The sequence below is a fragment of the Azospirillum sp. B4 genome (assembly GCF_000333275.1).
GTDB lineage: Bacteria > Pseudomonadota > Alphaproteobacteria > Azospirillales > Azospirillaceae > Nitrospirillum.
In genome coordinates, this window is record NZ_BACU01000538.1 from 1 (window position 1) to 14512 (window position 14512).

The 14512-nt window shown below is 69.5% G+C and carries 13 protein-coding genes and 1 riboswitch; of the genes, 6 read left to right on the forward strand and 7 right to left on the reverse strand.

The window, feature by feature from the left end:
• On the reverse strand, positions 1–1359 hold a 1359-nt coding region (locus I55_RS24225; protein WP_044563277.1), incomplete at its 3' end, for an efflux RND transporter permease subunit.
• A gap of 238 nt (positions 1360–1597) precedes the next feature.
• The gene (locus I55_RS24230) at positions 1598–2818 is read right to left on the reverse strand and encodes a glycosyltransferase 87 family protein (protein WP_044563279.1); all 1221 of its coding nucleotides are present in this window, start codon (positions 2816–2818) and stop codon (positions 1598–1600) included.
• A gap of 150 nt (positions 2819–2968) precedes the next feature.
• Positions 2969–3188: riboswitch (cobalamin riboswitch) on the forward strand.
• A 214-nt stretch (positions 3189–3402) separates the two neighbouring features.
• Between I55_RS24230 and cobU the strand changes: the two genes are divergently transcribed.
• The 4 genes from cobU (at position 3403) to bluB (ending at position 6794) form a co-directional block, all read left to right on the forward strand.
• Complete coding sequence (gene cobU / locus I55_RS24235) at positions 3403–3927, forward strand: bifunctional adenosylcobinamide kinase/adenosylcobinamide-phosphate guanylyltransferase (RefSeq protein ID WP_199902701.1); 525 nt, start codon at positions 3403–3405, stop codon at positions 3925–3927.
• Between the two features lie 22 nt (positions 3928–3949).
• Positions 3950–4570, forward strand: coding sequence for a cob(I)yrinic acid a,c-diamide adenosyltransferase (gene cobO / locus I55_RS24240; protein WP_083901392.1), 621 nt, complete (start codon positions 3950–3952; stop codon positions 4568–4570).
• A gap of 62 nt (positions 4571–4632) precedes the next feature.
• Positions 4633–6156 (forward strand): cobyric acid synthase, encoded by a 1524-nt coding sequence (locus tag I55_RS24245; RefSeq protein WP_044563292.1) that lies wholly within the window; start codon positions 4633–4635, stop codon positions 6154–6156.
• Positions 6138–6794 carry a 5,6-dimethylbenzimidazole synthase gene (bluB, locus tag I55_RS24250; RefSeq protein ID WP_044563281.1) on the forward strand — a complete coding sequence of 219 codons (657 nt, stop codon included), beginning with the start codon at positions 6138–6140 and terminating at the stop codon, positions 6792–6794. Before I55_RS24245 ends, bluB begins: the two co-directional genes overlap by 19 nt.
• Before the next feature lie 5 nt (positions 6795–6799).
• On the opposite strand, the gene cbiB is transcribed toward bluB, so the two are convergent.
• Positions 6800–7789, reverse strand: coding sequence for an adenosylcobinamide-phosphate synthase CbiB (cbiB, locus tag I55_RS24255; protein ID WP_044563294.1), 990 nt, complete (start codon positions 7787–7789; stop codon positions 6800–6802).
• 16 nt (positions 7790–7805) lie between these two features.
• Between cbiB and cobD the strand changes: the two genes are divergently transcribed.
• Positions 7806–8843: a threonine-phosphate decarboxylase CobD gene (gene cobD, locus I55_RS24260; RefSeq protein WP_044563282.1), complete on the forward strand. Its 1038-nt coding sequence runs from the start codon at positions 7806–7808 to the stop codon at positions 8841–8843.
• Positions 8844–8853: 10 nt separating this feature from the next.
• On the opposite strand, the gene I55_RS24265 is transcribed toward cobD, so the two are convergent.
• From I55_RS24265 to I55_RS24280, 4 genes are all read right to left on the reverse strand, one after another.
• Positions 8854–9960, reverse strand: a complete 1107-nt coding sequence (locus tag I55_RS24265) for an alpha/beta hydrolase fold domain-containing protein (RefSeq protein WP_044563283.1) — start codon at positions 9958–9960, stop codon at positions 8854–8856.
• Between the two features lie 136 nt (positions 9961–10096).
• The gene (gene ybaK, locus I55_RS24270) at positions 10097–10582 is read right to left on the reverse strand and encodes a Cys-tRNA(Pro) deacylase (RefSeq protein WP_044563284.1); all 486 of its coding nucleotides are present in this window, start codon (positions 10580–10582) and stop codon (positions 10097–10099) included.
• 40 nt (positions 10583–10622) lie between these two features.
• On the reverse strand, positions 10623–11621 hold the full coding sequence (locus I55_RS24275; RefSeq protein ID WP_085940097.1) for an alpha/beta hydrolase: 999 nt from the start codon (positions 11619–11621) through the stop codon (positions 10623–10625).
• A 106-nt stretch (positions 11622–11727) separates the two neighbouring features.
• Entirely contained in the window at positions 11728–12969 is a 1242-nt protein-coding gene (locus I55_RS24280; protein ID WP_044563285.1) for an MFS transporter, read from the reverse strand.
• A 507-nt stretch (positions 12970–13476) separates the two neighbouring features.
• Here I55_RS24280 and I55_RS24285 point away from each other — a divergent pair.
• Positions 13477–14512, forward strand: a 1036-nt coding sequence (locus I55_RS24285; protein WP_148293936.1) for a TonB-dependent siderophore receptor, incomplete at its 3' end; no start/stop codon positions are given.

A 14512-nucleotide genomic window follows, 5' to 3' on the forward strand; every position in this document is an offset into this window, starting at 1 on the left:
GTGCAGGAAGAAGATGGGTACGAACACGATGCAGATGCACAAGGTGGAGACCAGGGCCGGGAAGGCCACCTCGTCCGAACCTTCCAGGATGGCCTGGCGCAGCGGCTTGCCCATGGCGATGTGGCGGTGGATGTTCTCGATGGCCACGGTGCCGTCGTCCACCAGGATGCCGATGGCCAGCGCCAGGCCGCCCAGGGTCATCACGTTCAGGGTGTGGCCGGCGGCCGACAGCACGCCCACGGCCGTCAGGATGGACAGCGGGATGGAGGTCAGCACGATGGCCGTGCTGCGCCAGCCACCCAGGAACAGCAGGATCAGGACCGCCACCAGGGCGCCGACGATCAGGCCTTCGTGCTGGATGCCCTCCATGGCGTGCTTGATGAAGGTGGTCTGGTCGAACAGCGGCTCGATGCGCATGCCGGCCGGGGCCGCCTTGCGGATTTCCGGCAGGCGCCGCATGACCTCGTCCACCACCGCCAGCGTGCTGGCGCCGCCCAGCTTCATGATGGTCAGCAGCACGGCCGGCTGGCCGTCGGCGTGCACCACGTTGGTCTGCACGGCGGCGCCGTCGCGCACATTGGCCACGTCGCGCATGAAGATGGTGCGGCCGTTGACGTCGCGTAGCGGGATGTCGTTGAAGGTGTCGACCGCGATGGGCGAGCTGTTCAGGCCCACCTGGTATTCCGTGTCACCGATCTTGGCCGTGCCCGAGGGCAGGTTCAGGTTCTGGGCGGCGATGGCCTTGTTGACGTCGTTGGGCGTCAGGCCATAGGCGCGCAGCTTGTCCGGGTCGATGTCCACCATGATCTGGCGCGCGTTGCCGCCATAGGGCAGGGGCAGGCGCAGGCCGGGGATGTCGCTGATCTGCGAGCGGATGGTGATGCGGCCATAGTCGTACAGCTGCGCTTCGGACATGGTGTCGGACGACAGCGCCAGCTGCAGGATGGGCACGCTGGACCGGCTGTATTGGACGATCAGTGGTGGCTGCGTGCCGGTGGGCATACGCTTCAGGATGGTCTGGCAGATGGCCGAGATCTGCGAGATGGCCAGGTCGATGTTCACGCCCGGCTGGAAGGTCGTGCGGATGATGCCCACGCCGGTGGACGTCTCCGACTCAACCTCCGCCACGTTGTCGGCGGTGTTGATGATGGCCAGCTCGCCGAAGGCGGTGATCTTGCCCGTCATCTCCTGCGCGTCCAGGCCGGAATAGCTCCACACCACGGTGACCGTGGGGATCTCCACCTCGGGGAAGATGTCGGTGGGCATCTTGAACAGGCTGAGGACGCCCAGCAGCGTGATCAGGCCCGCCAGCACGGCGAAGCTATAGGGGCGCCTGAGGGCGTAGGCGACAATCCACATGGGGACGGGGCTCCGGCAATGCGATGCGGAAAAATGCAACGCCACGCCCAGCGGCCGGGGTCGCCCCCCGCCCGGCACAGCCCGAAATAATTAACGCGCTTGACGGTTCAGGGGAACCTACTTCGATACGCAACGGTTCGAATTTAGGCATGCCGCGACCAATCGCCGCCAACGGGCAAATCAGTGGCGGTCGTCACTGCGCCGGCGGTGGCGGTGGTGTAGTGGCGGTGAGCTCCGATCACCCCCGGATTATCAAGGCCTCCTCCTGCGTGTCCAAGGCCGCTTTCCCCATTCCGGATGGGCGGCTGGATGGCAGGGCCGGAACCCAGCGGATCACCACGTACAGACCAAATCCGCAGGCCAGCAGGGGTTTGAACCACGTCGTGGTGGCCAGGTGCAGCCCCCGCGTCCAGACGTGGGTGGTCAGCGCGAAGCACAGCAGGACCAGCACCCAGCCCAGGATGCGGTTGCGGCGGACGTGGAATTCCCATCCCGCCAACGCCCCGGCCACCAGGGCCATGTCGCCGAAATGGCCCAGCACGGTGCGCGGATTGAACAGCAGCAGATATGTCACCATCAGCGCGGCCACCGTCGCGGCCGCCCTGGGGGCGGGCAGGCGGCTGACGGTGCCGCGTGCCAGTATCAGCACGGCGACACCGGCCAGCGCCCGGATGACGGTCTGCACGGCCAGGTCCAGCGGCAGGCCCAGGGTGGCCAGGCCATTGGCGAAGTCGTGCCAGACGCCGCCGCCGGGGTTGGCGCTGCTCATGGTCTTGCGCACCAGCTGGCCGTATTCGGCCAGCGCGTAGGATGGGTTCCAATGCAGCAGCGGCAGGGCCAAGGCGGCCGCCAGCCACAGGGCCAGATGCAGGCGCAAGGGCGGCCACAGGGCAAAGGCCAGCGTGACCAGGGCCAGAGCCTGGGGCTTGAAGGCGCCGGCCAGGACCAGCAGAAAGGCGGCGCGGCGCCAGCGGCCCTCCGCCACGTCGGCCAGGCCCGCCAGCATCAGGCCCAGCATCAGGAATTCGGTCTGGGCGCCGCGCAGATCCACCACGCCGATGGGCAGCGCCGCCAGCAGGGCCACGCCGAACACCCGCTGTTCATCGCCGGGCGCCCCCAGGCGGCACAGTCGGAACCCCCCCCACCAGCACACGGCCAGCAGGCTCAGGCGCCATAGGGCGTCACCCAGCAGGGGCGGCAGATAGGCCCAGGGTGTGAACAGCGCGGCGCTGGACGGCAGGTAAAGGAAGCCGTTGATGCCGTCTTCGTAGATCTCGGCCCCCCGCCACCAGGCCCAGGTGGCCTCGGCATAGATGTGGAATTCCGAAACGAACCGTCCACTAATCACCTGGGCCTCAATCGCCACCAGGGCGGTGGCCCAGAGGGCCAGGCCAATGGCCAGCGGTCGGGCGAGGGGGCGCTTCGGCATCCGGAAGGCGGGAAGGGGCAGGCGCACCATGGTGGCGACGGGACCTATCTCATAGGTAATAGGCGCTATGGTCTACACCTACCACCGTCGCGCCGCTTTTCAAGCCGAAAGCCCTATCACTTGCATTTTTATGAAAGAATGCGCCGCAATGCCGCACTTGCCCGGTAAGCATGATTGCCGTAAGGCTGCCCCACCGCCGGTTCCGGGGGCCTTCATCTCGGATGAAAAGGCCCCCGGATGAAAAGGGAACGTGGTGGGGGCCGTCTGGCCCGACTCCACGGCTGTCCCCGCAACTGTGAACGGTGAGCGCCGCCCGCTGATGGCCACTGGGAAACTGGGAAGGCCGGGCGGTCGCCATGACCCGTGAGCCAGGAGACCTGCCGCCGGGAATGCGTCGCGCAACCGCAGGGCGGGGTGTCCCGGCGGAACGGTTCTGGCCGTGCTTGCGCCGGCGCTTCGGGTGAGCGGTGCCGGCGCTTGTGGGGGTGACGCTCCCCGAACGATCCCGTCCGCCGCGCGCGTCCGCGCCTTGTCCCCGACCTTATGGATGCGGTCCCCGGTGTCGTCGATCCGCCGTCGTCGACCGGGCACGTCTTGGAAGGGGGTAACGGTACATGACGCAGGACCACAAGGCCGTACCGGGCGTGATCCTGGTGTTGGGCGGCGCCCGTTCCGGCAAGAGCCGTTTCGCCGAGGGGCTGATCACCGCCCTGCCCGGCCCCTGGACCTATATCGCCACCGCCCAGGCCTGGGATGATGAGATGCGCGACCGCATCCACCAGCACCGGGCCCAGCGGGTGCCCGGCTGGACGACGGTGGAGGCCCCGCTGGACCTGGCCCCGGCGCTGGCCGCCCATGGCCACGGGCCGGTGCTGGTGGACTGCCTGACCCTGTGGCTGACCAACGTCATGCTGGCCGAGCGGGCGGTGGAGGAGGCCGTCGCGGCGCTGGAGGACGCCCTGGCCGCCTGTGCCGGTCCCGTCGTCCTGGTGGGTAACGAGGTGGGCATGGGCATCGTGCCGGAGAACGCGCTGGCCCGCCGGTTCCGTGACCACGCCGGCCGCATGCACCAGCGCCTGGCGGCCATGGCGACCCAGGTGTTCCTGACGGTGGCGGGCCTGCCCCTGAAGGTGAAATAAGGGACGGAGAGGAGAACGCACCGTGGCCGATACCGAAACGCCGGATGATGATGCCGCCCACCATCGCGAGAAGATGCGGAAACGCAAGGCGGTGCAGGACGCCCGCGTCGCCCAGGCGACGCGGGAGAAGGGCCTGCTGATGGTCCATACCGGGCCCGGCAAGGGCAAGACCACGGCGGCGCTGGGCATGATGTTGCGCACGGCCGGCTATGGCCTGCGCGTCGGCTTCATCCAGTTCGTGAAGGGCAACTGGGCGACGGGGGAGCAGCCGGCGCTGAAGCGCTTTGCCGACTTGATCGATCATCACGTGATGGGCGAAGGCTTCACCTGGGACACCCAGGACAAGCAGCGTGACATCGCCGCCGCCGTCCGCGCGTGGGAGCTGGGGCGGCGCATGCTGGCCGACCCCCAGTACCATCTCGTGGTGCTGGATGAGATCAACATCGTGCTGCGCTATGGTTATCTCGACGTGGCGGATGTGCTGGCCGGGCTGGATGCCCGGCTGCCCGACACCCATGTCCTGCTCACCGGCCGCAACGCCAAGGCGGAGATCATCGAGGCGGCCGACCTGGTGACGGAATTCCAGGCGGTGAAACACCCCTTCCAGGCCGGCATCAAGGCGCAGCGCGGGATCGACTTCTGATGGTGGACGGCACCGGCGGTGGCGCGCGCGCCATCATGATCCCCCAAGGCGCCCGCGCCTTGATGATCCCCCAAGGCGCCCGCGCCTTGATGATCCAGGGCACCGGCTCGGACGTGGGAAAGTCGCTGATCGTGGCGGCGCTGGCCCGGGCCTATACCCGGCGCGGCCTGCGCGTGCGGCCCTTCAAGCCGCAGAACATGTCCAACAACGCCGCCGTCACCCCGGATGGGGGGGAGATCGGGCGTGCCCAGGCGCTTCAGGCCCGCGCCTGCGGCGTGGCCCCATCGGTCGATATGAACCCGGTGCTGCTGAAGCCGCAGACGGATCTGGGTGCGCAACTGGTGCTGCGCGGCCGGGTGCTGGGCAACGCCGGGGCCGCCAGCTATCAGCGCCGCAAGGGGGAGCTGCTGCCCGCCGTGCTGGAAAGCTTCCACCGCCTGCGGGCCGACTGCGACCTGGTGGTGGTGGAGGGGGCGGGCAGCCCCGCCGAAACCAACCTGCGGGCCGGCGACATCGCCAACATGGGCTTCGCCCGCGCCGCCGGTGTGCCGGTGGTGCTGGCCGGTGACATCGACCGGGGCGGGGTCATCGCCAGCCTGGTGGGGACCCACCGCGTGCTGGACGCCGACGACCGCGCCCAGATCCGGGGCTTCCTGATCAACAAGTTCCGGGGCGACGTCCGCCTGTTCGACAAGGGGGTGGAGGAGATCGAGGCCCGCACCCGCTGGCCCTGCTTCGGCGTGCTGCCCCACCAGGCGGCGGCGGCCCGCCTGCCGGCGGAGGATGGCATGGACCTGGCGCGGTGGACCCGCCAAGAGGGGGCGCGTCGCATGCCGGGCGGGGCGGTGCGCATCGCCGTGCCCATGCTGTCGCGCATCGCCAATTTCGATGATCTGGACCCCCTGCGCCTGGAGCCGGGCGTGACGGTGGAGATGGTGCCGCCCGGCCGGCCGTTGCCGGGCGACGCCCACGGCGTCATCCTGCCGGGGTCCAAGGCCACCCTGGCCGACTTGGCCTTCTTCCGCGCCCAGGGCTGGGACATCGACCTGGCCGGCCACGTGCGCCGGGGCGGCTGGGTGCTGGGCCTGTGCGGCGGCTACCAGATGCTGGGCCGGTCGGTGGCCGACCCCGATGGCATCGAGGGCCCGCCCGGCACCGCCGCCGGCCTGGGCTATCTGGACGTGGAAACGGTATTGGCCCCGGCCAAGACCCTGCGGGCGGTGACCGGCCGTGATGCCGCCACGGGCGCCGCCCTGACGGGCTATGAGATGCACCTGGGCGTGACCCGGGGGCCGGATCGTGCCCGGCCCCTGCTGTTCCTGGACGGCGTGGACGGCCAGGGGGCTGGCCAGGCGGCGGGGGGCCAAGCGGGGGAGGGCGCGGTCAGCCTGGACGGGCGGGTGGCCGGCACCTACGTCCATGGCCTGTTCGGCCATGACGCCCAGCGCGCCGCCTGGCTGGCGCGGTGGAACGCCGCCCCGGGCCTGGGCAGTTATGATGGCACGGTGGAGGCGGCGCTGGATGAACTGGCGGAGGCCGCCGAACGCCATCTGGACCTGGACGCGCTATGGGCCATCAGCCGTTGAGCAACAGCCCCGGCTTCGACGCCGACTTCCGCCAGCACTTTCGCGACCTGCTGGTCTGGCGGCGCGACGTGCGCCGCTTTCGTACCGATAAGCTGCCGGATGGCCTGCTGGAACGGCTGCTGGACCTGGCCTGCCTGGCGCCCTCCGTGGGTCTCAGCCAGCCCTGGCGCTTCGTGCGGGTGGACGACCCCGTCCGCCGGGAGTCCGTGCGGGCGGAGTTCGAGCACTGCAACGCCGAGGCCTTGGCCGCACAGTCCCTGGAGCGCGCCGGCCTGTACGCCAGCCTGAAGCTGGCGGGCTTGCGTGAGGCGCCGTGCCACCTGGCGGTGTTCGTCGATCCCGATCCGGCCCAGGGGGCGGGCCTGGGCCGCCGCACCATGCCGGAGACCCTGGCCTATTCGGCGGTGGCGGCCATCCAGACCCTGTGGCTGGCGGCGCGGGCGGAGGGCATCGGCCTGGGTTGGGTCTCCATCCTGCGGCCGGCGGTGATGAACGGCCTGCTGGACGTGCCGGCTGACTGGCGCCTGGTCGGCTACCTCTGCATCGGCTATCCGGCGGAACCCGATGACGTTCCCGAACTGGAACGCGCCCACTGGGAACACCGGCGCCCCCTGTCAGAGGTTTTGTTGGAGAGATGAGGGGGTTAAAGCACCCAGGCCAGCAGCAGCGCCAGGCCCCACAGCAGCACCAGGCTGCGGCGATAGAGGTCGAGCCCGGCCTCGATGTCGGCGGCGGTGGCGTCGGCACGGCCATCGCCCATCCAGTGGTCCTCCACCCGCACGGCGCCATAGGTGCGCGGCCCCGCCAGGCGCAGGCCCAGGGCACCCGCCATGGCGGCCTCCGGCCAGCCGGCGTTGGGGCTGCGGTGGCGGCCGGCGTCGCGGCGCACGGCCGTCCAGGCGGCTTTGGCCCGATCACCGCCCCGCGTCCATGCCGCCAGGATCAGCAGCAGGGCGGTCAGGCGCGATGCCGGCAGGTTCACCAGATCGTCCAGCCGCGCCGCCGCCCAGCCATAGGCTTCGTGCCGGGGTGTGCGGTGGCCCACCATGCTGTCGGCGGTATTGATGGCCTTGTAGGCCAGCAGTCCCGGCAGTCCGCCGACCGCCAGCCAGAAGGCCGGCGCCACGATGCCATCGGAAAAGTTCTCCGCCAGGCTCTCGATGGCGGCGCGGGCCACGCCGGCCTCATCCAGGCTGGCCGGGTTGCGGCCGACGATGTGGGATACCGCCTCCCGTCCGCCGTCCAGCCCACGCTGGCGCAGGGCGCGCGGCACGGCGGCGACGAAGCGGTGCAGGCTGCGCTGGGCCAGCAGGCTGCTGGCCAGCACGGCCGTGGCCAGCGTGCCCCAGGCGTCGCCCAGGCGGGCCAGCAGGCCTTGGATCAGGATGCCCGCGGCCAGCGCTGTGCCGACCAGCACGCATTCCGCCGCCACACCGGCCGCCTTGCGCGCTGCCGCCGGCCGGTCGGCGCGGTTCCAGGCGCGGTCCAGCCGGCCGATCAGGGCGCCGATCCACACCACCGGGTGGCGGATGCGGGCGTACAGCGCGTCGGGGTAGCCCAGCAGGGCCTCCAGCGCCAGGGTCACCAGGACCAGCCAGGGCAATGCGGGGTAGAGGGCGGGAAAGAGCGTCATGGGCCAGGGGTTTAGCATGAACGATCACGATGCGCCGCAGGACCGTGAGGGTATCCGCCACGGCGGTGACCTGACCCAGGCGGCCGCCCTGTTCCCGGTCGCGCCGGGGCCCTGGATCGACCTCAGCACCGGCATCAACCCCTGGCCCTATCCCCTGCCGCCCATCCCGGACGCCGCCTGGACGGCCCTGCCCACGCGCGGCGCCCTGGATGCCCTCATGGCGGCGGCGGCCGGCGCCTATGGCGCGCCAGGACCGGACAGCCTGGTGGCGGCCCCCGGGTCCGAGCTGCTGATCCAGACCTTGCCCCGCCTGCGTGCGGTTGGTGACGTGGCCATCGTCGGCCCCACCTATGGCGACCATGCCCGCGCCTGGGGACAGGCCGGCCACCGGGTGCGCTCGGTGACGGCGCCGGAGGACGCCATCGGCTCGGCCGACGTGGTGGTGCTATGTAACCCCAACAATCCGGACGGCCGCGCCTGGGCGCCCGCGGCACTGCTGGACTGGGCGGCGGTCCTGGCGGCGCGCGGTGGCTGGCTGGTGGTGGACGAGGCCTACGCCGACCTCGACCCCGCGCGCAGCGTGTGCCCCCATGCTGGGACGCCGGGTTTGGTCATCCTGCGGTCCTTCGGCAAGTTCTTCGGCTTGGGCGGGCTGCGTCTCGGCTTCCTGTTGGCGCCGGTGCCGCTGCTGGATGCCGTGCGCGCCGGCCTCGGCTCCTGGGCGGTCAGCGGCCCCGCCCTGCGGGTGGGGGCCGAGGCGCTGGCGGATGGGGCTTGGCAGGTGGCCGCGCGGCGGCGGCTGACGGCGGCGGCGGACGCGCTGGACGGCGTGCTGCGGGCGGGTGGTTTGCGCGTCATCGGCGGTACCGCGCTCTACCGCCTGGTCGATGCGGGTGACGCCGCCGTGTTGTGGCGCCACCTGGCGGCTGCCGGCCTATGGACCCGCCCCTTCCCGGAACATGTTGGTTGCCCCGGCTGGTTGCGCGTGGGCCTGCCGCCGGACGCGGCCGCGTTCGATCGGTTGGCGGCGGCGCTGGCCGCCTGGGGCGGGTGAGTCGGGCCCCCTACCTGGCCAGGTGCCGGTCGAAGAAGCGCCAGACGACATCATAGGCCTGGACCGCTTCCGCGCTGCCGACCAGGGTGGCGAACTCCCCATGGCCCAGGCCTTCCTGCACGAACAGTTGCGTTTCGGCGCCAGCCGCCAGCAGGCGGGCGTTGGTGACGATGGCGTTGCTCATGGCGCTGTCGCGAGTGCCGGTGATGATCAGGGTGGGCGGGAACTTGGCCAAGACCTCGGGAAACAGGCCGGGTGTGACCAGCGGGTCGTTGCCGTCCACCCCGGCGAGGTACAGGGTGCCGGCGCCATCCCGCATCTGTTCCGGCGTCGCCTGCAGGCGCGCGTTCATCATCTGCGTGACGGCGAAGGAATCGCCGCCGTACCAGAAGGTCGGCATGGCGCCGGAGCAGAAGATGCCGATGGCCCCGGGCGGGGGCAGGCGGCGCTTCTGAAACCAGGCGACGGACTGCGCCACCAGGGTGCCACCGGCCGAGCAGCCGTAGATGCCGATCTGCTCCGGCTTATAATGGGCCAGCAGGGCGCGGTAGACCTGTTCCACATCCTCGCTGGCCGCCGGGAAGCGGTTTTCCGGCGCCAGGCGATAGTCAACCGCCACTACCTTGATGCGGCCCCGCCCGGCGACGGGCAGGGATTCCGCCCGCCCACCGGCCCCGCCGCCACCCGCGAAAAAGCCCCCGCCGTGCAGGTTGATCAGTATGCGGTTCTGGTTCTCCGGGGCGATGCCGGTCTCCGGGGTTATCACCTCCGTCCTCACGCCGTTCATCATCGCAGGCTCGATCCGGGCGGGGTAAACGGCCCGCCAGCGGTCGGCGACCGACTGTTGAAAGGCGTCGGTGCCGGCGCGGGCGTCCTTCACCCCCGCCTCCGTCACCACCGGGGCCGGTGGCCGGACCAGCCGGGCGCTCTGCTGCACGCGTGCCGGCGCGCTCAGGAAATCGGACACGGGCACGGCCAGGCCGTCGACGTGGATGGTCCCATCGGCATCCACATGGATGGCCTCCGCGCCGGCGCCATCGGTGGCCGCCCGCGCGGCCGTCAGTGACACCGTCGTCGCCAGGGCCGCGGCCCAGACCAATCCCCTGATGCCGCCCATTCCCGTTTCCCCGCGCCTGACATGCAGGGGAGGGATTCAATCATGGCCCGACCGGCCGCGCGGGTCACGGTGGGGTGGGTGACCACCTGGTGGATCGCGCGGGGTGGACGCGGGGGCGATGGGCCGGCGGGCAGGTTCAGGCGGTGATGGCGGCCCAGCGGGCGCCGGACGCCCTCACCAGGTCGGCTGGCGCCAGGGCCAGTTGCAGGCCCCGCCGGCCGCCATTGACGATGATCTCCGCCAGCACTTCCGCCGATTGGTCGAGGAAGGTGGGCAGGGCGCGCCGCTGGCCCAGGGGGCTGATGCCGCCCACGACATAGCCGCTGCTGCGCTCCGCCACCGCTTGCGGCGCCAGGTCCGATTTCTTGGCCTTGGCGGCGGCGGCCAAGGCCTTCAGGTCCAGGCGCGCGCCGGCGGGGATGATGGCGCAGGCAAGCCCCCCCGGCCCGCCTTCCAGCTGGCAGATCAGGGTCTTGTAGACCAGGGCGGGATCCAGCCCCAGGGCCTCCGCCGCCGCCAGGCCGATGGCGGCGGCGTTGGGGTCGTAGTCATATTCCAGCAGGCGGTAGGCCACGCCCGCCGCCTCCACCGCGCGCACCGCCGGTGTTCCCTTGGTCGCCATCGTCGTTCAACGCTCCCCCTCTATGGCGGGGGCAACCCTATCAGATGCCGGCGCCGTCGTTGAAATTGTAAATGTCGAAGGATGCCAGGCCCTTGGCGATGTCGGCCACGGCCTTCTGCGCCTGGGGCAGGCGACGCCCCAAGGTGATGAAGCCGTGCACCATGTCCGGATAGACGGTGTGCAGCACCGGCACGCCAGCCCCGGCCAGGCGGGCGGCGTACTCCCGCCCCTCATCTTGCAGCACGTCCAGCCCGGCGGTGAGGATGACGGCAGGGGGCAGGCCGCCCAGGGTGTCGGCCAGCAGGGGCGACAGACGCCAGTCGCTGCGGTCGGCGGCACCGGCGTAGTTGCCCACGTACCACAGGTACTGCTCCCGGCTCATCAGGTAACCCTGGGCGCGGCGATGGTGGGACGGGCGGTCGGCGTTCAGGTCGGTGCAGGGGTAGATCAGCACCTGGGTCTTCAGGTGGGGCCCCCCCTCGTCCCGGGCCTTCAGGGCCAGCACGGCCGCCAGGTTGCCGCCGGCGCTGTCGCCCGCCACGCCGATGGCCAGCGGGTCGATTGCCAGGCGCTCCGCGCTGCCGGCCAGCCATTTCAGGGCGGCCCAGGCATCGTCCAGGGCGGCGGGGAAGGGGTGTTCCGGCGCCAGGCGGTAGTCCACCGCTACCACGGTGTGGCCGGACGCCGCCGCCAGCTGGCGGCATAGGATGTCGTGGCTTTCCAGGTTGCCGATGGTCCAGCCGCCGCCGTGCAGGAACAGCAGCGCCGGCACCGGCCGCCAGCCGAAATTGGCACGATACAGCCGCACCCGCAGCGGCCCGGCGGGACCGCCGATGATCTGGTCCATGACCGAGGCCAGGGCCGGCGGTTCCGGCGCCAGGGGGCGGCGGCTTTCCACATAGGCGGCGCGCAGGCTGTCCAGCGCCACGTCCTGGAAGCGCGGCGGCCCCATCTCCCGCAACAGCTCCGCCAGCGCCGGGGGCACGTCGGCCGGCACGAAGAAGCTGTCGTCGTCGGTGGGGATGGGGCTGGCGGCCATGGCGTCCTCTCAAAACCACAGGAAATCCGTGTTGGACGCCATTATGGGATCACGCATATACGCGAGTCAATGTGTAATACGCTATTTATAACACATAAAAAATGTATTATTTGGCGCGTCGCGCCATCAGACCCACGGCGTTCAGGATCAGCAACGCCAACAGCCCGCCGACGAACAGGGTGACGCCCGTCCATTCCCACCCGTGCCAAAAAAAGCCGCCGGCCGTGCCGGCCAGGGTGGAGCCCATGTAATAGGCGAACAGATACAGCGATGACGCCTGGCCCCGGTGCTGCTTGGCGCGCAGGCCGATCCAGCCCGACGCCACCGAATGCACGCCGAAGAAGGCGAAGGTGAACAGCCCCAGTCCAACGGCCAGCGTGTCAAGGCGGGTGAACGCCATGACGCCCAAGCCAATGGCCATCAACAGGCTGGACGCCACCAGCACCCGGCCGGGGCCGAAACGGCTGGACAGCCCGCCGAACAGGGGGGAACTGACGATGCCGAAGATATAGACCAGGAACAGCACGGCCACGGTGGCGGGGGGCAGGTTCAGCGGCGGGGCCTGCAGGCGGAAACCCACATAATTGAAGACGGTGACGAAGGCGCCCATGGCCAGGAAGCCGGTGGCGAACAGGGCGACCAGGCCGCCATCGGACAGGTGCAGGCGCCAGGCGGCCGTCAGGCCGCTCCAGAAGCCGCCCTCCCGCTGGTGGAAATGGCGGGACGGCGGCAGGGCCAGGGCCACGGTGACGGCGGCGGCGATGCCGGCGGCGCCCACCAGGCCCACGGCCACCCGCCAGCTGGATATGTCGGTGATCAGCACGGTCAGCACCCGCCCGCCCATGCCGCCCATGGCGGTGCCGCCGATGTACAGCCCCATGGTCAGGCCGGCGGACTTCGGATTCACCTCCTCCGCCACATAGGCCATGGCCACGGCCGGCAGCCCGCCCAACGCCAGCCCGGCCAGGGCCCGCAAGACCAGGAACAGGGGCCAGCTGGGCGCCAGCGCGCTGGCCAGGCCCAGGCCGCCCGACAGCGCCAGCGAGGCGACCATGATGCCCTTGCGCCCCGACCGGTCGGAAAGGGCGCCGGCCACCAGCAGGGCCACGGCCAGCGCCGCCGTGGTCACCGACAGCGACAGGCTGGCCCCTGGCGGCGTGATGGCGTAGCTGCGCACGAAGTCCGGCAACAGCGGCTGCACGCAATAAAGCGTGGCGAAGGTGGAAAATCCCGCGACGAACAGGATCGCGGTTACCCGGCGGTAGGCGGCGGTGCCGACCTCCAGATAGGGGGCGCCACCGCCTGGCGAGGGGATCGCCGATGGGGTCGGGGCGGGATGACCAGGCATAGCGGATCCTTTTGCGGACGCGTTTCCGATGCCGGATTCCGGAGAATCCCGCTGCACGGCAGCACCTCTGCCAAGGCTTAGTCATACCCCGCTTTTCTGCCAAGAACCGGGGCAGGCCGGAAGGCCCAATGCCGCAAGATGATGGTCATGGAAAAGTGATTGCCGCGAAAGCGGGCGGCGGGCGCGTGCCACTGCCTGTTTTATATCCCGAGGGTTGTGTAAATAATAATCACACATTCATTGAAATTTTACAGTTATTATGGATAACCACGCGTTAACCATAAATACAAAATAGCATATTAATGGAATGTATACGGCCGAATAGGTTGCAGACTTCTATCGATTGTCCAGTTGTTCGAGGGATCGTTCATTCTATCCTTCGGTGAGTGAGTTGAAAAAATGAAAAGCAACAGAGCCTCGAAGCGTATCCTGTCAAATATCCCGTCCCGCGTTGTCCTGGCTTTGGCCTGCGCTCTGTCGGGGGCGTCTGCCGCCCAGGCGCAGTCCATGAATTACGGTTCGCTGGAAGATCTGTTCGGCGAGGCGGTGACGACATCCGCCACAGGCAAGCCGCAGCGCGCCAGCGAGGCGCCGGCGCCCATGACCATCATCTCCGCCGAGGAGATCGCCCGGTCCGGTGCGCGCGACATTCCCAGCGTCCTGAACCGGGTGGCTGGCGTGGACGTGGAGACGTGGGGTGTCGCTGGCGCTGATGTGGGTGTGGATGGCTACAACCAGGGTAACAATCCACGCCTGCTGGTGCTGGTGAACGGCCGGCAGGTCTACCTGGACCATTATGGCGTCACCATCTGGTCCGCCATTCCTGTCCAGCTGGCTGAAATCCGCCAGATCGAAGTGGTCAAGGGGCCCCAGGCGGCCTTGTTCGGCTTTAACGCCGTGTCCGGCGTCGTCAACATCATCACCTACAACCCCCTGTATGACAATGTCGGCACGGCCCAGGTGACGGTGGGCACGCAGGGACAGAAGGAGGTCAGCGTCGTCAAGAGCGTGAAGCTGGGCGACAAGGTGGGCGTGCGACTGTCCGCCGGTGGCTGGAACATGGACGAATATGGGACATCCTCAGATGTGCTGGTCCGCCATCTGCGGGACAACCAATCCCTGCGCCGCACGGCTTCGCTGGACAGCCTGGCCCAGATCAGCCCCACGGTGCAGGCCGGATTTGAAGGTACCTGGGCCCGCGCCGACCTGTTCGAGGTGGGTGCGCTGCAGGAACCGCACCAGGGCATCTACCAAGTTCGTTCCTTCAAGGGCACGGTCAAGGCCGACACTGACTGGGGCCTGATCGAGGCCACAGCTTACAACAACCATCTCGATTTCACGCTGCACTATGTCAACAACGGTGCGCCAGGTACCTACGCCAGCACCACCGGCACCACCGTGGTCCAGTTGCAGGACCTGGTGAAAATCACGCCCAGCCTGACGACGCGCGTGGCGATGGAATATCGCGACAACAGCATCGATTCCACGCCCGTCCAGGGCGCCACGACGGGCTACCAGGACTTCGCCCTTGTCAACATGTACG

Coding starts and splice junctions, on each gene's coding strand:
- I55_RS24230 (WP_044563279.1), bottom strand. CDS start 2,818: ATGGTGCGCCTGCCCCTTCCCGCCTTCCGGATGCCGAAGCGCCCCCTC.
- cobU (WP_199902701.1), top strand. CDS start 3,403: ATGACGCAGGACCACAAGGCCGTACCGGGCGTGATCCTGGTGTTGGGC.
- I55_RS24245 (WP_044563292.1), top strand. CDS start 4,633: ATGATCCCCCAAGGCGCCCGCGCCTTGATGATCCAGGGCACCGGCTCG.
- bluB (WP_044563281.1), top strand. CDS start 6,138: ATGGGCCATCAGCCGTTGAGCAACAGCCCCGGCTTCGACGCCGACTTC.
- cbiB (WP_044563294.1), bottom strand. CDS start 7,789: ATGACGCTCTTTCCCGCCCTCTACCCCGCATTGCCCTGGCTGGTCCTG.
- cobD (WP_044563282.1), top strand. CDS start 7,806: ATGAACGATCACGATGCGCCGCAGGACCGTGAGGGTATCCGCCACGGC.
- I55_RS24265 (WP_044563283.1), bottom strand. CDS start 9,960: ATGGGCGGCATCAGGGGATTGGTCTGGGCCGCGGCCCTGGCGACGACG.
- ybaK (WP_044563284.1), bottom strand. CDS start 10,582: ATGGCGACCAAGGGAACACCGGCGGTGCGCGCGGTGGAGGCGGCGGGC.
- I55_RS24275 (WP_085940097.1), bottom strand. CDS start 11,621: ATGGCCGCCAGCCCCATCCCCACCGACGACGACAGCTTCTTCGTGCCG.
- I55_RS24280 (WP_044563285.1), bottom strand. CDS start 12,969: ATGCCTGGTCATCCCGCCCCGACCCCATCGGCGATCCCCTCGCCAGGC.